Below are 21,817 nucleotides of genomic sequence, written 5' to 3' on the forward strand. Positions count from 1 at the left end.
TGAGTTTCGCTTGTAAACGGCGTGGCAGAAAGCGGTCAATGCGCAGGAAGAGGTTGTTCAGACAGCACCCCCATTTCGATAAATACCGGCAGCAGATGGAGATGTTTCAATTTCCGGAAACCACATTACAGGGAAAAAGTACCAGACCACGACACAGAACATGACCCATAAAGATACGAGCACCGTGGTTGCGGCCCTGAACCGGCACACAGGATCCTGGATGGTCTGATCATTCCCAGCACGGGCCCCGGTTTTCCTGGCGCGGACAGGTGGTGTTCAACACGTACAACAAAAAAAGCCCGACCAGTAAAGGCCGGGCTCTGCAACTGCAGGTGTATCTTATGCGTTATCAACGCGCTCGCGCAGTTCTTTTCCAGGTTTAAAGTAGGGAACTCTTTTGGAGGGAACGCTGACTTTGTCACCAGTCTTGGGGTTTCTTCCTTCACGTGGTCCGCGCTCACGGGTCTTGAAACTTCCAAAACCGCGCAGTTCAACCTTATCGCCCTCCTCAAGGGCGTCAATAATACACTCGAAAAGACCGTTGACGACCGCCTCTGCCTGCTTCTTATTGACCGAGTCAGTTTTTTCACAAATACGTTCTACAAGATCAGCCTTAGTCATCATTCCTCCTTAAATATATACTCGACAGGCTAAATACTGAAATGGCAACGCATTAACTTATTCATCGCTTGCCAGAACACAGGATAGTTACCATACTCCCCATACCATGTCAAGGCTTACAAATTCTTTTCCTAAAAGGAATTGCTGCACAAACGGTTCTAGAAAACCATACGTCAAAGTGACGCACCTTAACGCCGCCTCCAAACAAGCATGTCATTATGACGCACCTCTCGTTTTGTTATATTTTCGCAGCAGCACGCCAATTTGACACTTATGGCCCGCATAATTTCCTCCTGAAGTTCAGCAAACGCTGCACAGACGGCAAAACAGGAAACTGGCACATAATATGCAAACAGAATTACGCACCTGGAGAGTTTCCTCTCCTCCTTTCCTCTCCGGGTATGGGATGTTCGTGGAAAAATATTTACGGAAGAAGAGCCTGCACCATGCAGGCTCTTTTTTCGTTTCAGGGTGCTTTACACCTCGTCCATGATAGTTATAATGCAGGGAAAAAGACTTTTTTTCTTCTGGAGGTACCTGAAATGAACATATACCGTCTGCTTACTGGTATTCTGCTCAGCACGCTGGCGATCCTGCTCCTCTTTGCCCCCGTGGGCGCCCAGCAGTTTCCTGACCTCACCCAACTGGTAAAAAAGGTTGAACCCTCTGTGGTGAACGTCTCCACCAGCAAGCAAGTGGAAGTTGGCCAACGCGAGCTGCCATTGCCTGAGGAATTCTTCAACCGTTTCTTTGGCGATGAGTTTCGCCGCTTCTTCGGCGACCCGGGGCACCCGAATGGCCAGCAGCGTCGTTCCAGCAGTCTGGGCTCTGGCTTTATCGTGTCCAGTGATGGTTACATTGTAACCAACAACCATGTGGTGGAAGGTGCCGACGAAATCACGATTATCCTCAGCGATGAGCGGGAGTTCAAAGCGGAGGTGGTGGGAACCGACGCCACCTACGACTTGGCCCTGCTCAAGATCAACGCCAGTAATCTTCCCGCCCTGCCCCTGGGGAATTCCGACACCATCGAAGTGGGACAGTGGGTCTTTGCGGTGGGGAATCCCTTCGGCCTCAGCGGAACGGTCACTGTCGGTGTCATCAGCGCCAAGGATCGCTACATCGGCCAGTCCGTCTTTGACAGCTTCCTGCAGACCGATGCCTCCATTAACCCCGGCAACAGCGGTGGCCCGCTGCTGAACCTCAAGGGCGAGGTCATCGGCATCAATACCGCCATTGTCTCCAGTGGCCAGGGCCTTGGCTTTGCCATCCCCATCAATACCCTCAAGTCATCCTATGAACAGCTCAAGGAGAAGGGTCGCGTGTCGCGAGGTTGGCTCGGAGTATCCCTGCAGCGCCTGACCCCTGAGCTGGCACGCTCCATGGGTGCGGGAGCCGAGACCACCGGAGTGCTTGTCACTTCCGTTGAGCCGGATCAGCCCGCCCAGCGTGGGGGGCTGCGCGAAGGCGATATCATCACTTCCTTTGATAACCAGCGAATTGATCGCTACCAGGACATCTTCCGTTTTGTTGCGCGCGCAACTCCCGGCAGTACAGTCCCCATGGAAATCCTTCGTGAAGGCCGCCGGCAGACACTGCGCGTTACCCTTGGAGAAAGGCCCGACGAGCGCAGGGCGCAGGTGCGACCACGGCAGGCGGAACCTGCCCCATCTGCCGCCTCCTGGCAGTTCCAGGGAATTCACTTTGAGATGCGTGACAACCGCGTCGTGGTACAGCAGGTGGAAGCGGGCTCCAAAGCCTATGAGGCGGGAGTTCGCCGTGATATGGTTATCCTGCGCGCCAACAATGTGGTGGTGAGCGACCTGGCGACACTGGAAAAGGCTATCAAGGAGCGCTCCCGCAACGGCTTCGTGAATCTGCTGGTTCAGCACCAGGGCGCGAACCGCTTTATTCCATTTCAGATTCAGCAATAATACTGCATTCAGCGAGTGAAAGGATATTCTATGCGCTTCATGGTTACCGGCGGCGCCGGCTTTATTGGTTCCAACCTGGCTTTTGCCCTGAAACAGCAGGGCCACGATGTGGTCGTGGTGGACGACTTCTCCAGCGGCCACTACAAAAACCTGATCGGTTTCACTGGTGAAGTGGTCACCATGGACATGGCGCGCATTGAGGAGCTGGCCGAGGTGGAGAGCCTTCTGCCTCTGGATGGCATCTTCCACCAGGCCGCCATCACCGACACCACTGTCATGGATCAGAAGCGCATGATGAAGGTCAACAATGACGCCTTTCGGCATCTTCTGGAATGGGCAGTGGAAAAAGAGATTCCCGTCGTCTACGCCTCCAGTGCCGGAGTATATGGCAACTCACCCGCTCCGAACCGCGTTGACCAGGGGCTGCTGCCGGAAAATATCTACGGATTCTCCAAGTACGCCATGGATATGACCGCCAGGTCGTTTATGGAGCGTCACCCGGAGCAGCGTATCGTCGGACTGCGCTACTTCAACGTTTACGGGCCCGGCGAATCCCACAAGGGTCACGCCGCCAGCATGGTCTACCAGCTCTATCACCAGATTCTGGCCGGCAAACGCCCCCGCCTGTTCAAACATGGGGAACAGAAGCGCGACTTTATCTATGTCACCGATATTGTCCAGGCCAACCTCCGGGCCATGTTCAGTGAAGGAGATGTTTCCGGAGTCTATAATGTGGGAACGGGCACGGCGCGCACCTTCAACGATATGATCGCCATTATCTGCCGCGAACTGGCCACAGAGAATACCGTCGAGTACATCGACAACCCCTACGCCTTCTATCAGAACCACACAGAAGCCGATATCAGCGCCACACAGGGCAGGCTGGGATACCGCCCCGAATACACCTTTGAAGCGGGCATCGCCGCCTACCTCAAGGCCCTGCAATCGGCCCGATGAAAATCCTGGGGGTGGTGCTGGCGGGGGGACTGAGCAGCCGCATGGGCCAGGACAAGGCGTCCCTTCCCTGGAACGACAACCAGGATCTGCTGCATCGTGCCATCGAGATTCTGAAAGTGAGCCAGCAGGAGGTGTGGATTTCCGGACGCGAGGTGGCGGGGTTTCACTGTGTGCTGGACATCGTCCCCAGGCAGGGCCCTCTGGGTGCCATGCACGCCCTGTCCCACGCCCTTGCTGCCACAGACTGGGACGCGATTGCCGTGCTCCCCTGTGACATGCCTCTGGTGGAAGGAGGCTGGTATGGCGAAATGGCCGACTTCCTGCGACTCCATCCGGAGTACGAAGCCGCGGTGCTCGCCCATGCCGGCAAGGCATTCCCCCTGACCGGCATATACCGTGTCAGCGGACTCACCACCATGGCGTGCTCCTTTGAAAGTGGCAACCGCAAGGTCATAACGGCCTTGCAAGGTTTATCCCATGGGACTATACTGAAACCCGAACACAGACTCATGAACATGAACCAGCCCGAGGACTACCAACGGCTGCTGCGCGAAGGAAAACAAGGAGGAGAACATGGCATCTGATCATCATGACGAAATCCAGGAAGAACCCCTCAAGCCCGAGGATATTGCTCCACTGACCATGGGCTTTATCGGCACCATCGTCTTCGCAGTCGTCACATACTTGCTGGTCATCAGCTTCGGCTGACACCTTCACAGGCGGAGGGAAACCTCCGCTTTTTACATTCAGGCGACAGCGTCCGGCATGGCTCAGCCCATGACTGCTGATTTGCTTGCATGTTTACCATCTGTTGCCCTACTATGCCAACGGAGCTTCAGCTCTCTTTATTACCCTTCGTAAAGCAGTGAGATGTACAGAACCATGCTCATATTTGCAGCCCTCGTCCTGCTGGGAGGCTGTGCCGCAAAACAACCCAAAAATATTGACAATATCTGCGCCATTTTTGACCAGAAACCCCACTGGTATGACTACGCCAAAAGGGCTGAAAGTCGATGGGGCACTCCGACACATGTACAGATGGCTATCATGTATCAGGAATCAAGTTTTCGCCATAATGTGCGCCCCGCTGAGCGCACACAGATTCTCGGAGTCATTCCGGGTCCGCGACGCTCCTCAGCTTTCGGTTATCCCCAGGCCAAGGATGAAGTCTGGCGCGAATTCGCAAGGGATACCAGCAACCGCTTTGCCGACCGGCGCAGCATGAAGGACGCGCTGGATTTCATCGGCTACTATAACGATATCAGCCACCGCCGCCTCCGCATTTCAAAAAGCAATGCCGAACACCTCTATCTGGCCTATCATGAAGGCCATGGCGGTTACCAGCGCCGCACCTACCAGCAGAAACCCTGGCTTATGCGTACAGCCAAAATCGTCGGCGACCGTGCCAAAACCTATGAACGGCAACTTGCTTCGTGTGAATCCCGCTTCAAGTGCCGCCGTTTCTACCAGATCTGGCCCTTCTGCCGGTAAAGCCCATGCAGGCACCTTTCTTTCCCGTACTTGGTTTCGCCTCGCTGGCACATATCCTGCTGATCGCGCTCAGTGCCTACCTCTACACCGACAGCTACCGTATTGCCCCTGGCGTTCACGCCCACGGACTTATCGGCATCGCGGGATTCTGCTACTGCATGTTTCTCTCTTTCCTGATCACCCGCCAGCGCTATGGTAACCTCACCATGCCCCTGCAGATCCTCTTTGCGCTCTTTTCACTGATAATGGCGACTGGTGCACTTCTGTCCGAGTATTTCCTGCTGAATCTGGCCGCCTCGGCCTCTCTGTTTGGCTGCCTCATGTTGTGGCACTTCTTCCGCAATACCTCCAATCAACGCGAAAATGTCTTCATGCGCGCCGCTGTCATTATCTCTGTACTGTGCTGGGTCTACTTTCTCTATTCCCTGAATTTCGAATATTTCTTCATGTTTGAAACGCGATTCTCATACGTTCTCCTGGCCCTCTCCTTTCCCATGTCGCTTCTGCTCTTCTCGCGCTACGTGGATATGCTGAATATCTCCACGCCGCTGGTGAACCTGACCATTGCCACACTGGTGGGAGGAGTGCTGAGCATGTTCTTCGGTATGCTCCTGCAGTGGTACTGGGTGGAGAAAATCAGTGCCGGGGTACTTCTCCTGCTTATAAGCCTCTATCTGATCCGTGCTTTCAGACTTGGCAATATCGCCCTGATCGTCGCCTTCACTGGCCTGTTACTCACAGGGCTCAGTGGTGTCTGGTACGTTCTGGTTGCCGAAAGCGGCACGGTCGCCATGGATGTTCTGCGCACCCACGCCCACCTGGCGCACTTCGCCTGGGCCACATTCGGCATCTATCTCCTGCTGATGCTCCGGCACTCATTTTCCAGCATGCAGCAGGCCCTCTTCCTCAGCCTGCTGCTGCTCTCCCTGACAGCGCTGGTCCCTCACTTGCTCTTCGATGTTCCCATACTGCTGCATATCAGCACGACACTCTTCCTGGCAGCGGGCCTGTGCCTGCCCCTTGCCCTCTGGCACCAGATCAGGCACAACCTCGGGATTGCCGACTGAAACAGGCCAGGAATCTGCCGACCCACAGATACAGGCACAGTGCAATCAACACAAACGAAAACAGCCGTGGCAGCCATCTCACTGGTGACTGCTCTGCCGATGGCAACAGCTGCAGGGGAATCTCAATCGCCATGCCATCAATTACGGCGGCAAAGACAATACTTCCCACAGCCAGACAGGCGAGGAAAATCAACAAATTGCGCAATCCCACCACACGCAGCAGTACACTCAGACTGACCATACTGACTGCCGGTGCCGCTGTCAGAAAGATAAAGGCCGCACCCAGGGAGAACCCGGCAGCATAGAGGGAGATGGCCACGGGAATCACAGAAATAGAGCAGACGTACAGGGGCAGGCCCAGCAGAAGTGCAAGACCATAGGAGAGCAGAACATGCTGACTGACAAAGTCGCCATACTGCTCCGGCCAGACGCTCAACAGCAGAGCTGCCAGTACCAGCCCAATGACAAGGGGCTTGGCAATATCACCCATCAGATCCAGAAAGTTCTGCCCAAAGGCCTGTGACTTCGGGGGATTTTGCCGCGAAGACTCAGCTGCCGCCGTGCACTGACAGCCACCGGAACAGGCTCCAACAGAAGCTTCCGATGGCTGGACTAAAACCCTTTCCCCCCGCAGGCGTTCAACAAAACCCACAATGATACCGGCAAGCAATCCAATGATCAGCGATACCAGCACCCGCAAGACGGTAATCAGTCCACCAAAGACCCCGTACGTGGGGATAATGGAGTCAACTCCGGTCATGGGCGTTGTGCTCAGAAAACTCACTACCGGGCCATTTCCCGCACCGCTTTTCTTCAGGGAGGTGGCTATGGGCAAAACACTGCAGGAGCAAAGGGGGAGTGGCAAGCCCAGCAAGGACGCTTTCAGCACAGCGCCAAGGGTGTTCCCTCCCATGTGACTGACAATAAAGCGATCGGAGATGTATATCCTCAGAATACTCGCAATCACCAGCCCCAGAAGCATATACATTGCAATAGCGTCAAGCAGCACCCAGAAATGGTGCCAGAATTCCAGACCATAGGCCATCATCACTCACTCCTCTGCGTATAAAGCATCATGAAACTGAAGTTCCGTACCCTGCCACCATGGCCAAAAGCGTTTAGATTCTGCATATTTGACGCACTTGCCATTGTAAATTTCGTTTGCGCATATTGATCCTTTCTGACGATGCATTGCACCGGGAATCGGAAAACATCATACAGAAAAAAGCACCTAAGAGAAATCGAATTATCTAACAAAAAGACTTTCTCAAATTGCGCGCCTTCACGGCCGTTCTATGCAGAGAACAGCGCCCGGTGCTCTTTCTGAAAAGAGCAGCCGGGCGCTTTGATGAATCCGCAGCGGGAAGAAACAGTGACGGAGCACAAAACCTGGGGTGGGAATTCCGTGAAAGGTTTCAGCGGCTGGCTGCGTCGATAAGGGCCCCTTCACGCAGCCCATAATCGCTGACCATAAAGTGGTCCTGACAGAAGCAGGAGTTGATATTCAACGCAAGACAGAGCCCGGCAATAATGAGATCCTCGCGCCCTTTTTCTATGGGAAAAGCTTCGAGGCGCTGAGCCAGGGTCATATCCGAGAGCTTATCCAGGAACATCTTCGTGTCCTTGACAGTACAGGTCATGCCATTGATAAGCCTGGGACTGTACTCCTGCTGCCCGGAAAGCACATGGGCTGCCGTGGTGTAGGTGCCAGCAGTACCGACGATCTTCAGGTGGGTCAGGTCAAAGCGGGCAAACTCCTCATGGACGGTATCGAGCTTCTCCAGGACGAACTCCTGCATATTCAGGTACTCCTCTATACTTAAAGGAGCACGGGTAATAAACTTCTCCGTCAAACGCACGACACCCATTTCCACAGACCGACTGTGGAGCAGGTTGGTGTCACGATCCACCAGAATAAACTCAACACTACCGCCACCGATATCCACGATCAGCTTATTGCCGGCTGCCTTCACGGCGGCGCAGACACCCAGGGCCGCCAGGCGGGCTTCTTCAGCACCATCAACCACCCGCACTTCCAGGCCGGTGTCCTGCTGCACCGTTTCAATGAACTCAAGGCGATTGCTGGCACTGCGTACCGCACTGGTGGCAATGATATTCAAGTGCTGCGAAGGCAGGGCAAAGTCATCAAAGCACCGCTTGTATTCGGCCAGAACTTCAACACTGCGCTGAATGGCCTCGGGCAGGAGGAAACCATTTTCCATCTGCTTGCCAAGGCGTGTAACATGACGCCTGGAGTCGTGAATAACGAGTCCCCTGGCGGGGGAGTATTCACCAATGAGCATGCGAATGGTGTTACTGCCAATATCGACAGCTCCCCGCAAGCGGCTTTCAACTGTCATGGAGATATTCCTCAGCCAGATCCGTATAGGTTTTCGACGATTTCAGCAAAAATGCCCGTTCCTGCTCTGAAAGCTGGCGTTTGATAACTGCAGGATTGCCCACCACCATGGAGCCAGCGGGTATATCCATACCCTGCTTCACCACGGCTCCCGCACCGATGACGCAGTCATCGCCAATGGTCGCTCCATTGAGCACTATAGCTCCCATGCCCACCAGCACACGGTCACCAATATGGCACCCGTGCAGGGTCACATTATGCCCCACCGTCACGTCTTCACCGATGACAGTCGGGTGGGATGGGTTTCCATTGACATGGACAACGGCACCATCCTGGATATTGGTACGCGCGCCGACGCGAATGAAGTTCACATCGGCGCGAAGAATGGCCCCATACCAGATACTGGCCTGGGGAGCCAGCACCAGGTCACCGATCAGCACTGCCGTGGGCGCCACAAAACAGCTCTCATGAACGGTGGGCGTAACGCCACGGTATGGGCGGGAGAGAAAACTCATCGTTTGTCCATCAGGCTGCGGAAGAATTCTGACTCCTCGTTAAGAATGATAGTGCTGTTTTCTTTCAGTGACGCGCGATAGAGATCCAGCTCACGCATGAAGCGATAGAACTGGGGATTTCTACTGAGGGCTTCCGCATAGATGTTGGCAGCTTCCGCATCACCTTCACCGCGCAGCTGTTCCTGCTCGCGGTAGGCTTCCGCCAGGATGATGGCACGCTGACGATCACTGTCTGCACGGATGCGGGCAGCTGCTTCCTCACCCTCCGAGCGATACTGGGTGGCGATCTTTTCACGCTCCGTGGCCATACGGTCAAATACCGCCCGCTCGTTTTCCGTGGGCAGATCGGCCCGCTTGATACGCATATCGACTATTTCAATTCCAAGGGGCTGAGCCTTCTCATTGGCACTGCTGGTGATGCTGCGCATGATTTCCAGACGGTTGTAGTTGATGACGTCGATGAAATCAAAGGAACCAATTTCCAGGCGCGCCTCTGCATAGATCAGATCGGCAATGCGGCGACGGGCGCCCTCTTCGTTGTGTACAGAAGTCATGAAGAGCAGGGGGTCAGTGATACGCCACTGTACGAAGTTATCCACCACCAGGGTCTTCTTGTCACGGGAGAGCATTTCAAAAGTGGAACCATCGTAGGTGAGCAGTCGGCGATCAAAATAGAATACCTCCTGAATGAAGGGAATCTTGACGTACAGCCCTGGCTCCATGATGGTACGCACCGGTTTGCCCAGCTGGGTAACCACGGCGCTCTGGGTAAAGGTAACTATATACAGAGACATATAGGCCAGCAGGCCAAAAACGATGATAATGGGGAATATGAAAAATTTTACAGGTTTCACGCCATGGCCTCCTTAATTGCGTGCCGATGGAGTGCGAACTCCATCAAGTGGCAGATAGGGCAGAACTCCGCTGCCGGCATCGCTGTCGATCAGGAAGAGCTTCGTCTTGGGAAGCGTCTCCTGCAGCGTGTCGAACATGAGGCGGTCGCGGGTTACCGCGGGGGCCAGCCTGTATTCACTTTCCATAGCCAGGAAACGGGCCACGTCACCACGGGCGCGCAGAATGCGCTCTTCACGGTAGGCGCTGGCAGCTTCCATAATCTGAGCGGCTTCACCACGCGCCTGGGGCAGGATCTGGTTGCGGTACCCCTGGGCCTGGTTGATAAACCGTTCGCGATCCTCACGGGCGCTGACAACTTCGCGGAAGGCGCCAGCAACCTGCTGGGGCGGCTGAACGTCATAGAGTTCAACGGACAGAATCTCCAGGCCAGCGCGATACTCATTCAGGGCCTTTTGCAGCTGCTCGCGAATATTCATCTGTATTTCAAATTTCCCCACGGTCAGGGCGTTGTCTATGGATTCACCACCCATAACTTCACGCACTGAGGAGGCTGCCGTGTTCTGCAGCGTCTGCAGGGAGTCGCGCACTTCAAACATATAGTCAATGATATCGCGGATGCGGAACTGAACAATGACTTTGACATCGAGAATATTTTCATCGCCAGTCAGCATCAGGGACTCCTGCCCCACCGAAATAATGCGATCATCGCGCTGGCTGGCTGCGCTGCGGAAACCGATTTCCAGGCGCTGCACCGTGGTGACACTGGCCACATAGCGCCGCTCTATGGGATAGGGCAGGGTAATGTGAGGACCGGGACCCAGAGTACGGTCATACTTTCCGAAGCGCAAAATCGCCGCCTGCTCCTCGGGCTTGAGTATCAGAATGCCTGTGGAAAGCCAGGCCAGCAGGATAACCACCAGCAGAATCACGGGCACTTTTTTGTCAAAATTGCCGGGAAACTTAAAGTCTTTGGGAAGGTTTACCTTGAAATTCCCGGGATTGAAACCTCCACCTCCGCCACCAGGGCCGGAGCCGCCGCCACCAAAGGGCGACTTGCGGTGCTTTTCCCACGGGTTGTTGTATTGGGAAAATACTTTTGAAAGAGCGAATTTAGACATGTTTCTCCTCAATGGTGTTATTCACTTCCGTCAGGAAGGTGGCCATCATTCTGGCCGTCGCGCCCCAAATGCGCTCCGAGCGGTACTGGAACACAGGGGAAATGATGCATTCAGAACCGTGCTCGAAATATTCCACAGGTACAGTATCAAGGTACAGGAAAAAATTCAATGGAACCCGGATAATGTACTCCACTTCTCGTGGATTCGGAGCAAAAGTCAGCGGTTCCTCCACAACGGCGAGATAGCAGTTGATGCGCGAGCAGGAGACATGGGCGAAGCCGATATCCACCAGGCCAGCCACACTGTCCTGGGGCACCGCGGCACCCATTTCCTCTTCGAACTCGCGCAACGCGCACTGCAGCGGGTCCTCACCCGGCTCCAGGCGTCCTCCGGGAAAGGATATCTGCCGTGAGTGGTGATAGCCGTCAGCGGCGCGACGGATGAAAAGGACCTCGGAGGAAGTTCCATGGGCCAGCACGGGCAGAATGACCGATGCCACATTGCACTCCGGACTGTAAAAGCGGGGGCGCAATGGTCTGTTTTGTATTTTTCTCTGCAGGCGACTCAAAAGCGGTTTTTCGGAATATGCGCTAACGCAGGGAATATTCACGGATTGTACCCTGCCTCAAGAATATGCCGGTAGGCACGGGAATAGTGTCTTTGCAGGGCTGGCGTGGTTTTCAGCTGAATATTCTTGCGCCACAGATCCCGCACCCCCGGCGGGAGCGTGACTATCTGCACCCGTTCGTCCTGCTTGAGCAGAGAGACAAAGCGCTGCTCACGGGTGCCCACCAGGTAGTTGATATACTCAGTGGTTCTGGCTGCTGCCACATCAATGGCCTCCTGCATTTCCGGTGAGAGTGACTGGTAGTAGGATTCGCTCATGAGGAAGGTGTAGATCATCAGGCTGTGATAGCTGAGGGTCAGGTACGGCTGAATACCCATCAGATTTTCATCGTAATAATTAATAACGGTATTCTCAGCACCATTCACCACGCCAAGACGCAGCATCTGGGGCATCTGTAAAAAAGAGATCACCTTGGGATGAGCACCGAAATGCTCGTAGAGCAGCCCGGTGTTTTCCCCCGACATGACCCGGATGGAAAGGCCTTTGAGATCTTCTGGATAAACCACTTCGCGGATAGCGTTGGAAAAATGACGAAAGCCGTTGTCCCAGAATGCCAGCAGCCGCAGATCGTGCTCGCGCAGCTTCTCCCGCACATAATCGCCATAGGGGCCTTCCAGCAGGCGATAATAGGATTCGCGGTCCTCAAAGAGGAAAGGAAAATCCAGCACCGCCAGTTCCGGCACAAAGACGGAGAGCTTGGATGTGGTGGGCGCGATGAAGTGTATGGCATCGCGATTCAGCGCCTCAATTGCCTCCACATCGATATAGCGCGTCGACGAAGGATAGATTTCAATATTCACATCCTCGCCACCAGCGGTCTCACGCAACATCTGAGCGAAATAGGTGAAAGCTTCACCCTTGGGCGACTCCGGGTGCAGCACATGGGAGATGATCATGGGATACTTGCGGCTCTGCGCAGAAGGCTGGGGAGCGATAAACAGCCACATGAACAGCAGCATCAGGCACAGCGCCACCAGCGGCGTGCCCATGCGAGTGATCGGCTTCTGGCCGGAAAAAAGGGGCATATCTAATAATTGAGTATGTTTTTCAGGATTTTGACTTTGTCACGCCCTACCGCCAGGTTGGTCTTGGCCTTGTCGTCCATGCCCACCTGGAAGGAGCCGCTGAACCAGGGAATCAGCTCACGTACCCGATTGAGATTGATGATATGGGAGCGGTGAATGCGCAGGAAAAGCTTGTCGTCCAGAATTTTCTCGAGATTCTGCAGGGTGTGATTTGAGTAGTACATCTCCTCATGGGTATGGAACTCCGTCTTACCTACGGAAGCGCCGATCCAGTAAATTTCCTCCTGATCGATGACCTTGAGCTTGCCGCGGGACTCCACCACGATTTTGCGAATGCGGTTACCCGTCAGTTCACTCATGGCGCTGCGCAGCTGCTCGTGATAGATTTTTTTCTCCTCAAGGCGCCCCTTGGCGCGCTCCAGCGCCTGAAGGATACGCTCGTCATTATAGGGCTTCAGGATGTAATCAACGGCATTTACCTCAAAGGCTTTAATGGCATATTCGTCGTAGGCGGTGCAGAAAATGATCAGGGGGCGGTGAGCGTACTCCAGCAGCTCGGTAGCCACCTCAAAACCATTCATATCCGGAAGCTCTATGTCCAGAAAGACCACATCGGGTTTAAGCTTTTTGATGACATCAAGGCTTTTGAGACCATTCTGAACATCCGCCACCACCTCGACATTCTCGGCCTGCCGCAGGATATATTTAAGCTCGTCAACTGCGGGAGCTTCATCCTCCACTATAACCACTCTCATAGGAGACTCCTTTGCCAAAGCAATAGAATATGGATTTAAAAAAACTTATAACTCAAGTTTCGCATCTTGTTGTCTTAGGTTAAGGTGTTATTATTCTGACATTTATCGCGCGGAAACTGTATTGATTTTGCATGCTTGATTTATCTGGTATTCCACTTTTTGTTTCCGGATATTGCCCTTTTTGACCGCGCAAAAAGGGCGCAAAAACGCGCCCCCCGAACGCCCGTTTTTCCGGTTCGTTAGCTCGCCTGTTCTGGAGATCCGACAGACACTGCTTCCCTGCAGTGCTGCCGGACCACTCACTTCCTGTGAGTGTCCCTTCGGGTCTTGCCAGCCAGGCGTCGCACTCACCGGACGGGCTCAGGGGGGAACGGCCTGTTTCTGCCTCTCCCCCGTGTGCTGGCCCAGCCAGGACGCGAAGACTGGAACGCTATGGACCCGCAGGGTTGACGCCACGACGGCGGCAACCGCAAACCAAAAGCCATGGAGGGCGGTTGTTTGCGGTCCCCAGTTCCAGGCGAGCGGACGGCTGAAAAGGACAGCACTGGGGGTCGCTTTTGCGCCACTTTTGGCGACCCAAAAGTGGCAAAAGAAACTCATAAACAGGGTGAGGGCAATGTCAAGCGACGCAGTCTGTGCAGAACCATTTCCTCCATTTCAGCATGGCATGTGGGTCGGCGCCGACAACCTGCCGTTTCGGGGGTGCGAAACTTCAATTATAATATATATCAACTTTCCTCTTTTCAAGTTTCAATTCCATTTTTCTCCCCCTACGCCAGGATTCCTTTTTCCACTGAATGTGTTACACTGTCCCCCATGAGCTACTATTTCCTCACCTATCTTGGCGTCGTCGGCCTCAGCGGTGCCATTATCCTGTGGTGGGTTCGCAGTCGTGTACGCGCCATTGAAGATCAGCGCGCCACCCGCGTCGAAGACTTCCACCGTTTTGACGCCGTGCGCACCACCTCCCCCCATAAAAACCCTGTGCAGAAGGCGCGCAGCCGCGCCCTGGAAAGCATCGCCAACCGCTTTACCATCATCCGGCGCGTCCTGGTCGTCGGTATCTTCCTGGTATGGATCCTGGCGCTCATACTCCCCTTCCTGGGGCTGGTACCCGCCGCGGTTGTCTCCACCTTTGCCGCCGCCTTTGCCGTCATCCTTGGTATCGCCGCCAAGACCTTCGTGCAGAACTTCATCGCCGGCGTCGTCATCTCCTTTTCCAACCAGCTGCGCATCGGTGACACCGTCATCATGGACGGCAACTACGGCACCGTGGAAGATATCTCCATCACCCACACCGTCGTCAAAATCTGGGACTGGCGCCGCTACATTATCCCCAACAGCCGCATGCTGGAAAAAGAGTTCATCAACTACACCATCACCGACAGCTATATCTGGGCCCACATTGAATTCTGGGTCTCCTACGAAGCCGACCTGGAAGTGGTGGAAAAGGTGGCCCTGGAAATCGCCGAGCACAACCCCTACTCCTGCAAGGTGGAGCCGCCGAGTTTCTGGTATATGGGGCTCGACAAAGAGGGCGTCAAGTGCTGGCTGGCGGCCTGGGCCTCCCACCCTTCCGACGCCTGGAACCTGCGCTCCAACATGCGCTCTCAGCTGAAAAAAGAGCTGGAAGTTCTGGGTATTCACACCCACTTCCACCGTCACATGTGGGTGCCGGATGCCGGCCCGCAAACTGATCCCGCAGGCCAGCCGCATGGCAGTTCTGCATCAGTGGAAAAACCTATAATTTACACGGGATAGCCAGAGTTCATGCCATGGGCAAAACCCAGTGAACCTCCAGCGAAATCCATTGAGCCCGTGAGAGTTTCGTGGTAAAAATCCCTCTTCATTCCATCACCAGGATTTCCCGGAATAACCGTACAGTACATCAAATGGAGACAGCACCATGGAAAAGCGCGAAAAGCTCTACGAAGGCAAAGCCAAGATTCTCTACGCCACCGATGACCCCAACCTGATCATCCAGTACTTCAAGGATGACGCCACCGCATTCAATGCCGAAAAAAAGGGCACCATCATCAACAAGGGAATCATGAACAACCGCACCAGTGAAATCATCTTCAATTTCCTGGAGAACCATGGCGTCCCCACCCATTTTGTCAAAAAGCTCAACGACCGCGAAATGCTCTGCAAGAAGGTGCAGATCATCCCTGTGGAAGTCATCACCCGTAATATCGTGGCCGGTTCCCTGGCCAAGCGCCTGGGAAGCGAAGAGGGCGTTCCCCTGGCCAAGCCCGTGGTGGAACACTGCTACAAGAGCGACGCCCTGGGCGACCCCTTCATCAACATCTACCACATCGACGCCATGGGCTGGGCCACCCGCGAACAGATGGCCACTATTGACGAGCTGTCCCTGAAAATCAACGCTCTGCTGGTCAACTACTACCGCGATATCAATATTAAGCTGGTGGACATGAAGCTGGAGTTTGGCGTGCACAAAGGCCAGATCATCCTGGCTGACGAAATGTGCCCCGACACCAGTCGCCTGTGGGACGCCACCACCAACGAGAAGATGGATAAAGACCGCTTTCGCCGCGACCTGGGTAAAATCGAGGAATCCTACGCTGAAGTGGTGCGCCGCATCGAAAGCCGGGGTAACAAGTAATGCTGGCTCGCGTCTATGTTACCCTGAAAAATGGCGTCCTGGATCCCCAGGGCAAGGCTATTCTCGGCTCCCTGCAGGATCTGGGATTTGAAGATGCCTCCGACGTGCGCGTCGGCAAATACATCGAAGTCCAGGTGGACGCCACCAGCGCCAGCGCCGCCAAAGAGCGGGTGGCCCAGATGTGCCAGAAGCTGCTGGCCAACACCGTCATTGAAAACTACCGCATTGAAGTGACGGAGGAATCATGAATGTTGGCGTAGTGGTCTTCCCCGGCTCCAACTGCGACCACGACTGTGACTATGCCGCCACCCTGGCCGGTGCCAATACCCGCTTTATCTGGCACAAGGAAGGCTCGGTGGGCAACGTGGACGCCATCATCCTGCCCGGTGGCTTCAGCTACGGCGACTACCTGCGCTGTGGCGCCATTGCCAAGAACAGCCCCGTCATGGCCGACGTCATCCGCTTCGCCTCGGAAGGACGCCCCGTCATCGGCATCTGCAACGGTTTCCAGATTCTGCTGGAAAGTGGCCTGCTGCCCGGAGCCCTCATGTGCAACAACACCCTCAGATTTCTTTGCAGAAATACCAGCCTGCGAGTGGAAACCACGCGCACCCCCTTCACCCGCAAGTACCGCCAGAGCCAGGTGATCAACGTGCCCGTGGCCCATCACGACGGCAGCTACTACGCCGATGAGCATACCCTGCAGTACCTGGACGCCCACGACATGGTGGTCTTCCGCTACCAGGACAATCCCAACGGCTCCCTGGGCGACATCGCCGGCATCTGCAACGAAAAGGGCAATGTGCTGGGCATGATGCCCCACCCCGAGCGCGTCGTCTCCCCCGAGCTGGGCGGCACCGATGGCGCGCCCCTCTTTGAATCCCTCCTTGAATATGTGGTGAGCCTATGAGTGCCCAGGAAAAAACCGTCAGCGTTGAGCTGGCCATGGAATTCGGCCTGAGCCGCGAAGAGTACGACAAGATACTCCAGATCATGGGACGCACGCCCACCCTCACCGAGCTGGGTATCTTCAGCGTCATGTGGAGCGAGCACTGCTCCTATAAATCCAGCCGCATCCACCTCAAGGGCTTCCCCACCGAAGCTCCCTGGGTGGTACAGGGCCCCGGCGAAAACGCCGGCGTCATTGACATCGGCGACGACGAGTGCGTGGCCTTCAAAATCGAGTCCCACAACCATCCCTCGTTCATCGAACCCCTGCAGGGCGCAGCCACCGGCGTGGGCGGCATTCTGCGCGACGTCTTCACCATGGGTGCGCGCCCCATCGCCGCCATGAACTCCCTGCGCTTTGGCGAGCTGGATAACCCCAAAAACCGTTACCTCTTCAGCGGCGTGGTCAAGGGTATCGGCTGGTACGGCAACTGTTTCGGCGTTCCCACTGTGGGCGGCGAAGTGTACTTTGACGACCAGTACAGCACCAACCCCCTGGTCAACGCCTTTGCCCTGGGGTACGTGAAAAAGGACAAAATCTTCCTGGGCCGCGCCGACGGCGTGGGCAACCCCGTCATGTACGTGGGCGCCAAAACCGGTCGCGATGGCATCCATGGCGCCACCATGGCCTCCGCCGACTTTGACGAGAACTCCGAGGAGAAGCGCCCCACGGTTCAGGTGGGTGACCCCTTCACGGAAAAACTCCTGCTGGAAGCCTGCCTGGAGCTGATGCAGACCGATCATATTATCGGCATCCAGGACATGGGCGCCGCCGGACTCACCTCCAGCTCCTTTGAAATGGCCGACCGCGCCGGTATGGGCATTGAAATGTGGCTCGACAACATCCCCTGCCGCGAAGAGGGTATGACCCCCTACGAGATGATGCTCTCCGAGTCCCAGGAGCGCATGCTCATGGTGGTGCGCCAGGGCAGCGAAGACGCCGTCAAGGCCATCTTCGCCAAGTGGGATCTGGACGCCGAAGTGGTGGGCCGCGTCACCGACGATGGCCGCATGCGCATCATCTGGCAGGGCCAGACCATGGCCGACCTGGAAATCAAACCCCTGGTGGAAGCTGCCCCCATCTACGACCGCCCCTACAAGCGCGGGGCCTATCTGGATGAGGTGCAGAGCTTCGACTTTAACACCATCCACGCTCCCGCTGACCTCTCCGATACCCTGCTGCGCCTGCTGGGCTCTCCCACCATCGCCTCCAAGGAGTGGGTCTACCAGCAGTACGACCACCAGGTTCGCACCAACACCGTCATTCTGCCCGGCTCCGATGCCGCCCTCGTGCGCATCAAGGGCGGCAAGAAGGGCGTAGCCATGACCACCGACTGCAACAGCCGCTTCTGCTACCTCAACCCCTATGAGGGCGGCAAGGCCACGGTCGCCGAAGGCGCGCGCAATATCGCCTGCTCCGGTGCCAAACCACTGGCCATCTCCGACTGCCTCAACTTCGGCAACCCCCAAAAGCCCGAAACCATGTACCAGTTTGTGGAGTGCGTGCGGGGCATCAAGGACGCCTGCCGCGAGCTGAACATTCCCGTCATCAGCGGCAACGTCTCCCTCTACAACGAAACTTCCGGAAAGGGAGCCGTCTACCCCACCCCCACCGTCTCCACCGTAGGACTGATCGAAGACATTGACCTGCGCCTTACCCAGGACTTCAAACAGGCCGGTGACCACATCTTCCTGCTGGGAGCCACCCGCGAGGAGCTGGGCGGCAGCGAATACCTGAAGGTCATCCACGGCCTTATCACCGGTGACGCACCCCATGTGGACCTGAAAGAAGCCCGCGCCCTGGTGGAAGTGCTGCAGCAGCTGGCCAGGCTTCGACTCCTGCAAAGCGCCCACGACTGCAGCGAGGGTGGACTGGCCGTAGCCCTGGCGGAGTGTTCCCTGAGCTCCCGGCAGCGCATTGGCTTCAGCGCCAGCCTGAGCCCCAGCATGCGCACTGACGCCCTGCTCTTCGGGGAAAGCCACTCCCGCGCCGTCGTCAGCGTCAGCCCTGAAAAACTCACCGCCTTCCGCGAAACCGTGGGCAAGCAGATTGCGTGCGTCCATATCGGCGTCGTTGGCGGCGACTCCATGAATATCCGCGTCGGCGAAGTTCCCATGATAAGTGTTCCCATGGAAAAAGCCTTGTACGCTTACAAGTACGCCATCCGCGATCTGATGGAGCATTAAAAACGTTCCATTGCGCATAACATCCACAGCACCTCCCGGGTAATCGCGGGAGGTGCTGTTTTTTTTGCCACGTTCTCCTTTAACCCCTTGATGGGGGAAGCCGATTTGAGTTGAGAAAATTTCATTCCCTTGCGATAATGGCACAAAGGTAACACTGCGCTGGTATCAATCATGTTGTCACTCATTAGCCTGTTTTCAGGAGAGATCTTCGACAATACCGCCTGAATCCTACAGAGCAAGAGTTTGCAATGCGCTTTTCCTCCCTCCGACAGCCCTTTACACGGAGACGCCTGGTGCTGCTATGAATCCTCAAAACAACCCACACTCACCCATATCGCGTCAACCTGACGCCGTGATAATCCCGGAGACCAACTACCAGGCTTTCCTGAAAGTTTTGCTACAGGGGGATCGCTCTTCCTGCCACACCCAGGTAGAGAGCATGCTGAGACAGGACACACCTATACGAGCCATCTATGTTGAGCTCTTTCAGCGTGCGCTTTATGAGGTCGGTGCCCTGTGGGAAACCAACCGCATTTCCGTTGCCGTTGAGCATCTGGCTACTGCAATTGTGGAAAGCCTTCTCGGCACCATATACCCACGCCTCTTCGCAGCAGAGCGCACCGGCAGAAAAGCCGTCGTTTCCTGCGTAGCTGGCGAATATCATCAAATCGGCGGGCGCATGGTTGCAGATACCTTTGAAATGTGTGGATGGGATGGATACTTCCTTGGAGCCAACACCCCCATGGAGGAGCTCTGCCACATCCTTCTTGAAAAAAAACCAAACATGCTGGCACTCTCCCTGAGTGTCTTCTTCAACCTGCATCACCTGCACACGGCCATTGCGAGGATCCGCACAGACATGCCCGAAATCCCCATCATTGTCGGCGGCCAGGCATTTCGCTGGGGCGGACGGGATATCGGGAGCACCTATTCCGGAGTGCGCTATATTCCCACCCTGCAGCATCTCGAAAGAGTACTGCACCAGGAGTACGCCCCATGAAACATGACATAGGCACCCCGCTGCTCCATCACATCATGGAGCGCAGCGCCATGGCAGTGCTGGTACTGGACCGCGAAGGACGTATTCTGGAAACAAATAGCTACGCGAAAAGCCTAGTAGGCCGTGACATCCTTCGCCTCTTCCTCTCGGAAGTCATACTGGACTTCTCCAGCACCTTCTGCCTGAAAAGCTGCCTCCAGAACAGTAAAGATTCTTACCTCCTCAACCTTCCTTCAATAGACGGTTTGGCCCACACTCTGTACTTTCGCTTTTACGAAGAAGCTGAATACATTCTTGCCATAGGTGAGCAGCATCACGAAGAAATCAACCTGCTGCGCAAAAACATGATTGACCTGAACCACGAGCTCGGCAATGCCAACCGGGACCTGCAAAAAAAACACGCTGAACTGGAAAAGCTCAATGAGTTAAAAAATCAGTTCCTCGGCATGGCGGCTCACGACTTGCGCAACCCCATCGGCACCATCATGACCTTGAGCGATTTTCTGTTGGAAGAGGCCTTTGAGCATCTGAGCAGCGAGCACATCCATTTCCTGACGATGATTCGTTCCTCAAGCGGCTTTATGCTGAATCTCCTCAATGACCTTCTTGACATAGCAAAGATTGAAGCAGGCAGGATGGGACTGAATATCACGCCCGTCAACCTGGAGACCCTTATTGAAAAAACCCTGGCTTTCCAGCGATTTCAGGCCCGTAAGAAGCGTGTCGAACTGGTTTTTTCCTGCTACGAACAGCACCCCATGGTACTCGCCGACAGCCTCAAGATTGAGCAGGTACTCCAGAATCTGCTGACCAACGCCATCAAGTTTTCTCCCCCGGAAGGGAAGGTCACCGTCAATCTCTTTGGCAGCCAGGGACACCTGACGGTTGCAGTAACAGACCAAGGGCCAGGAATACCCGCAGATCAACTATCCAATATATTCAAGCCTTTTTCCCGCGATGTCCCCCCCGCTCCTGAAGGAGAAAAGGGTACGGGACTTGGACTCTCGATAGTACAGAAAATTATCCTGGCGCATCGGGGCAGTATCTGGGTGGAAAGCAAACCGGGAGAAGGAACGTCATTCCTTTTCGCACTGCAGGCGCAACCACACGAAGATGCCCCGACAACCCAATAGCCTGCTTGCCGGAATACCCTCCAGCAGCTGGCTCAAAATCAATTACCGCCGCATACGAGGTCATTGTGAAAAACCAGATGAACGCGCACGACTTACTGCAAGCAGCCAGACATATTCCGCCCCCATCGCAAGCCAGCGCTGAAGAGTACGCCAGTCTCTGCGAGATTCTTTCAGCCAGCGTGACCCGCTCCATGCTGAACTCTCCTCACATCGCGGAGCTGATCGGAGGCTCGGCACATCAGGATATGATGGCTGAAAACCATCGCAATCATGGGCTGTTTCTCTGTGTTCTCTTACGCCACTATCAGGCAGAGTACCTGGTAGACACTGTACTCTGGGTATACCGCGCTTATATGAGCCATGGATTCCAGCGCCTCTACTGGCAGGTGCAGCTGGAAACCTGGCAGAACATCCTACAGGAACACCTCAGCGACAAGGCATATCGAGAGATTTCCCCCATATACCAGTTCCTGCTGCATCACCAGGACGATTTCGCCCGACTGAGCCAGGAAGTGCATCAGGAAAGTACCAACTTCCACCGGGAGTTTCCAATCTGACACCCTCCTGTCTACCACCCCAGGGTGAATTGTCACTGCCTGGG

The 21,817-nt window shown here is 55.3% G+C and carries 24 protein-coding genes; 14 read left to right on the top strand and 10 right to left on the bottom strand.

Going from position 1 to position 21,817, the window contains the following annotated elements; genetic code table 11:
• Window positions 1–339: 339 nt before the first annotated feature.
• Window positions 340–621, bottom strand: a complete 282-nt coding sequence (locus tag SELIN_RS09125) for an integration host factor subunit beta (protein WP_013506376.1) — start codon at window positions 619–621, stop codon at window positions 340–342.
• 542 nt (window positions 622–1,163) lie between these two features.
• Here SELIN_RS09125 and SELIN_RS09130 point away from each other — a divergent pair.
• From SELIN_RS09130 to SELIN_RS09150, 6 genes are all read left to right on the top strand, one after another.
• Window positions 1,164–2,555, top strand: coding sequence for a Do family serine endopeptidase (locus tag SELIN_RS09130; RefSeq protein ID WP_013506377.1), 1,392 nt, complete (start codon window positions 1,164–1,166; stop codon window positions 2,553–2,555).
• A gap of 30 nt (window positions 2,556–2,585) precedes the next feature.
• Entirely contained in the window at window positions 2,586–3,512 is a 927-nt protein-coding gene (gene rfaD / locus SELIN_RS09135) for an ADP-glyceromanno-heptose 6-epimerase (RefSeq protein WP_013506378.1), read from the top strand.
• Window positions 3,509–4,096, top strand: a complete 588-nt coding sequence (gene mobA, locus SELIN_RS14085; protein WP_013506379.1) for a molybdenum cofactor guanylyltransferase — start codon at window positions 3,509–3,511, stop codon at window positions 4,094–4,096. The genes rfaD and mobA overlap by 4 nt, the downstream gene beginning before the upstream one ends.
• Window positions 4,086–4,220, top strand: a complete 135-nt coding sequence (locus SELIN_RS15460; protein ID WP_013506380.1) for a hypothetical protein — start codon at window positions 4,086–4,088, stop codon at window positions 4,218–4,220. The genes mobA and SELIN_RS15460 overlap by 11 nt, the downstream gene beginning before the upstream one ends.
• A gap of 174 nt (window positions 4,221–4,394) precedes the next feature.
• Complete coding sequence (locus SELIN_RS09145) at window positions 4,395–5,003, top strand: transglycosylase SLT domain-containing protein (RefSeq protein ID WP_013506381.1); 609 nt, start codon at window positions 4,395–4,397, stop codon at window positions 5,001–5,003.
• 5 nt (window positions 5,004–5,008) lie between these two features.
• Entirely contained in the window at window positions 5,009–6,070 is a 1,062-nt protein-coding gene (locus tag SELIN_RS09150; protein WP_013506382.1) for a hypothetical protein, read from the top strand.
• On the opposite strand, the gene SELIN_RS09155 is transcribed toward SELIN_RS09150, so the two are convergent.
• The 8 genes from SELIN_RS09155 to SELIN_RS09195 all read right to left on the bottom strand — a co-directional run bounded on the left by SELIN_RS09155 (window position 6,042) and on the right by SELIN_RS09195 (window position 13,325).
• Window positions 6,042–7,118: a permease gene (locus SELIN_RS09155; protein ID WP_013506383.1), complete on the bottom strand. Its 1,077-nt coding sequence runs from the start codon at window positions 7,116–7,118 to the stop codon at window positions 6,042–6,044. The genes SELIN_RS09150 and SELIN_RS09155 overlap by 29 nt on opposite strands.
• 367 nt (window positions 7,119–7,485) lie before the next feature.
• Window positions 7,486–8,430, bottom strand: a complete 945-nt coding sequence (locus tag SELIN_RS09160) for a Ppx/GppA phosphatase family protein (RefSeq protein WP_013506384.1) — start codon at window positions 8,428–8,430, stop codon at window positions 7,486–7,488.
• Window positions 8,420–8,944 (bottom strand): gamma carbonic anhydrase family protein, encoded by a 525-nt coding sequence (locus SELIN_RS09165; protein ID WP_013506385.1) that lies wholly within the window; start codon window positions 8,942–8,944, stop codon window positions 8,420–8,422. Before SELIN_RS09165 ends, SELIN_RS09160 begins: the two co-directional genes overlap by 11 nt.
• The gene (gene hflC, locus SELIN_RS09170) at window positions 8,941–9,798 is read right to left on the bottom strand and encodes a protease modulator HflC (RefSeq protein ID WP_013506386.1); all 858 of its coding nucleotides are present in this window, start codon (window positions 9,796–9,798) and stop codon (window positions 8,941–8,943) included. The genes SELIN_RS09165 and hflC overlap by 4 nt, the downstream gene beginning before the upstream one ends.
• Before the next feature lie 12 nt (window positions 9,799–9,810).
• Window positions 9,811–10,917 (bottom strand): FtsH protease activity modulator HflK, encoded by a 1,107-nt coding sequence (hflK, locus tag SELIN_RS09175; protein WP_013506387.1) that lies wholly within the window; start codon window positions 10,915–10,917, stop codon window positions 9,811–9,813.
• Window positions 10,910–11,416, bottom strand: coding sequence for an NUDIX hydrolase (locus SELIN_RS14090; RefSeq protein WP_049871124.1), 507 nt, complete (start codon window positions 11,414–11,416; stop codon window positions 10,910–10,912). The genes hflK and SELIN_RS14090 overlap by 8 nt, the downstream gene beginning before the upstream one ends.
• Before the next feature lie 107 nt (window positions 11,417–11,523).
• On the bottom strand, window positions 11,524–12,534 hold the full coding sequence (locus SELIN_RS09190; protein WP_198007079.1) for a DctP family TRAP transporter solute-binding subunit: 1,011 nt from the start codon (window positions 12,532–12,534) through the stop codon (window positions 11,524–11,526).
• A gap of 38 nt (window positions 12,535–12,572) precedes the next feature.
• Entirely contained in the window at window positions 12,573–13,325 is a 753-nt protein-coding gene (locus tag SELIN_RS09195) for a LytR/AlgR family response regulator transcription factor (protein WP_013506390.1), read from the bottom strand.
• A gap of 816 nt (window positions 13,326–14,141) precedes the next feature.
• Here SELIN_RS09195 and SELIN_RS09200 point away from each other — a divergent pair.
• The 5 genes from SELIN_RS09200 to purL all read left to right on the top strand — a co-directional run bounded on the left by SELIN_RS09200 (window position 14,142) and on the right by purL (window position 19,083).
• Window positions 14,142–15,086, top strand: coding sequence for a mechanosensitive ion channel family protein (locus SELIN_RS09200; RefSeq protein ID WP_013506391.1), 945 nt, complete (start codon window positions 14,142–14,144; stop codon window positions 15,084–15,086).
• Between the two features lie 145 nt (window positions 15,087–15,231).
• Window positions 15,232–15,948 (top strand): phosphoribosylaminoimidazolesuccinocarboxamide synthase, encoded by a 717-nt coding sequence (gene purC, locus SELIN_RS09205; RefSeq protein WP_013506392.1) that lies wholly within the window; start codon window positions 15,232–15,234, stop codon window positions 15,946–15,948.
• Window positions 15,948–16,196, top strand: a complete 249-nt coding sequence (gene purS / locus SELIN_RS09210) for a phosphoribosylformylglycinamidine synthase subunit PurS (RefSeq protein WP_013506393.1) — start codon at window positions 15,948–15,950, stop codon at window positions 16,194–16,196. Before purC ends, purS begins: the two co-directional genes overlap by 1 nt.
• Window positions 16,193–16,858: a phosphoribosylformylglycinamidine synthase subunit PurQ gene (purQ, locus tag SELIN_RS09215; RefSeq protein WP_013506394.1), complete on the top strand. Its 666-nt coding sequence runs from the start codon at window positions 16,193–16,195 to the stop codon at window positions 16,856–16,858. The genes purS and purQ overlap by 4 nt, the downstream gene beginning before the upstream one ends.
• Entirely contained in the window at window positions 16,855–19,083 is a 2,229-nt protein-coding gene (purL, locus tag SELIN_RS09220) for a phosphoribosylformylglycinamidine synthase subunit PurL (protein WP_013506395.1), read from the top strand. Before purQ ends, purL begins: the two co-directional genes overlap by 4 nt.
• Here purL and SELIN_RS15125 read toward each other — a convergent pair.
• Entirely contained in the window at window positions 19,080–19,256 is a 177-nt protein-coding gene (locus tag SELIN_RS15125) for a hypothetical protein (protein WP_156788054.1), read from the bottom strand. The genes purL and SELIN_RS15125 overlap by 4 nt on opposite strands.
• 128 nt (window positions 19,257–19,384) lie before the next feature.
• Here SELIN_RS15125 and SELIN_RS09225 point away from each other — a divergent pair, with 128 nt between their 5' ends.
• The 3 genes from SELIN_RS09225 to SELIN_RS09235 all read left to right on the top strand — a co-directional run bounded on the left by SELIN_RS09225 (window position 19,385) and on the right by SELIN_RS09235 (window position 21,773).
• Entirely contained in the window at window positions 19,385–20,083 is a 699-nt protein-coding gene (locus SELIN_RS09225) for a cobalamin B12-binding domain-containing protein (RefSeq protein WP_198007080.1), read from the top strand.
• Complete coding sequence (locus SELIN_RS09230; protein ID WP_013506397.1) at window positions 20,080–21,216, top strand: sensor histidine kinase; 1,137 nt, start codon at window positions 20,080–20,082, stop codon at window positions 21,214–21,216. Before SELIN_RS09225 ends, SELIN_RS09230 begins: the two co-directional genes overlap by 4 nt.
• Before the next feature lie 65 nt (window positions 21,217–21,281).
• A complete protein-coding gene (locus SELIN_RS09235; RefSeq protein ID WP_013506398.1) occupies window positions 21,282–21,773 on the top strand; it encodes a hypothetical protein in 492 nt (163 codons plus the stop codon).
• Window positions 21,774–21,817 lie beyond the last annotated feature (44 nt).

This window comes from Desulfurispirillum indicum S5 (assembly GCF_000177635.2).
In the GTDB taxonomy this organism is placed as follows: Bacteria; Chrysiogenota; Chrysiogenetes; order Chrysiogenales; family Chrysiogenaceae; genus Desulfurispirillum; species Desulfurispirillum indicum.

Coding starts and splice junctions, on each gene's coding strand:
- SELIN_RS15125 (WP_156788054.1), bottom strand. CDS start 19,256: ATGATTGATACCAGCGCAGTGTTACCTTTGTGCCATTATCGCAAGGGA.
- SELIN_RS09195 (WP_013506390.1), bottom strand. CDS start 13,325: ATGAGAGTGGTTATAGTGGAGGATGAAGCTCCCGCAGTTGACGAGCTT.
- hflK (WP_013506387.1), bottom strand. CDS start 10,917: ATGTCTAAATTCGCTCTTTCAAAAGTATTTTCCCAATACAACAACCCG.
- SELIN_RS09190 (WP_198007079.1), bottom strand. CDS start 12,534: ATGGGCACGCCGCTGGTGGCGCTGTGCCTGATGCTGCTGTTCATGTGG.
- SELIN_RS15460 (WP_013506380.1), top strand. CDS start 4,086: ATGGCATCTGATCATCATGACGAAATCCAGGAAGAACCCCTCAAGCCC.
- SELIN_RS09130 (WP_013506377.1), top strand. CDS start 1,164: ATGAACATATACCGTCTGCTTACTGGTATTCTGCTCAGCACGCTGGCG.
- SELIN_RS09155 (WP_013506383.1), bottom strand. CDS start 7,118: ATGATGGCCTATGGTCTGGAATTCTGGCACCATTTCTGGGTGCTGCTT.
- SELIN_RS09150 (WP_013506382.1), top strand. CDS start 5,009: ATGCAGGCACCTTTCTTTCCCGTACTTGGTTTCGCCTCGCTGGCACAT.
- SELIN_RS09225 (WP_198007080.1), top strand. CDS start 19,385: ATGAATCCTCAAAACAACCCACACTCACCCATATCGCGTCAACCTGAC.
- SELIN_RS09165 (WP_013506385.1), bottom strand. CDS start 8,944: ATGAGTTTTCTCTCCCGCCCATACCGTGGCGTTACGCCCACCGTTCAT.
- SELIN_RS09125 (WP_013506376.1), bottom strand. CDS start 621: ATGACTAAGGCTGATCTTGTAGAACGTATTTGTGAAAAAACTGACTCG.
- mobA (WP_013506379.1), top strand. CDS start 3,509: ATGAAAATCCTGGGGGTGGTGCTGGCGGGGGGACTGAGCAGCCGCATG.
- SELIN_RS09145 (WP_013506381.1), top strand. CDS start 4,395: ATGCTCATATTTGCAGCCCTCGTCCTGCTGGGAGGCTGTGCCGCAAAA.
- SELIN_RS09230 (WP_013506397.1), top strand. CDS start 20,080: ATGAAACATGACATAGGCACCCCGCTGCTCCATCACATCATGGAGCGC.
- purL (WP_013506395.1), top strand. CDS start 16,855: ATGAGTGCCCAGGAAAAAACCGTCAGCGTTGAGCTGGCCATGGAATTC.
- purQ (WP_013506394.1), top strand. CDS start 16,193: ATGAATGTTGGCGTAGTGGTCTTCCCCGGCTCCAACTGCGACCACGAC.
- SELIN_RS09160 (WP_013506384.1), bottom strand. CDS start 8,430: ATGACAGTTGAAAGCCGCTTGCGGGGAGCTGTCGATATTGGCAGTAAC.
- purS (WP_013506393.1), top strand. CDS start 15,948: ATGCTGGCTCGCGTCTATGTTACCCTGAAAAATGGCGTCCTGGATCCC.
- rfaD (WP_013506378.1), top strand. CDS start 2,586: ATGCGCTTCATGGTTACCGGCGGCGCCGGCTTTATTGGTTCCAACCTG.
- SELIN_RS09200 (WP_013506391.1), top strand. CDS start 14,142: ATGAGCTACTATTTCCTCACCTATCTTGGCGTCGTCGGCCTCAGCGGT.
- purC (WP_013506392.1), top strand. CDS start 15,232: ATGGAAAAGCGCGAAAAGCTCTACGAAGGCAAAGCCAAGATTCTCTAC.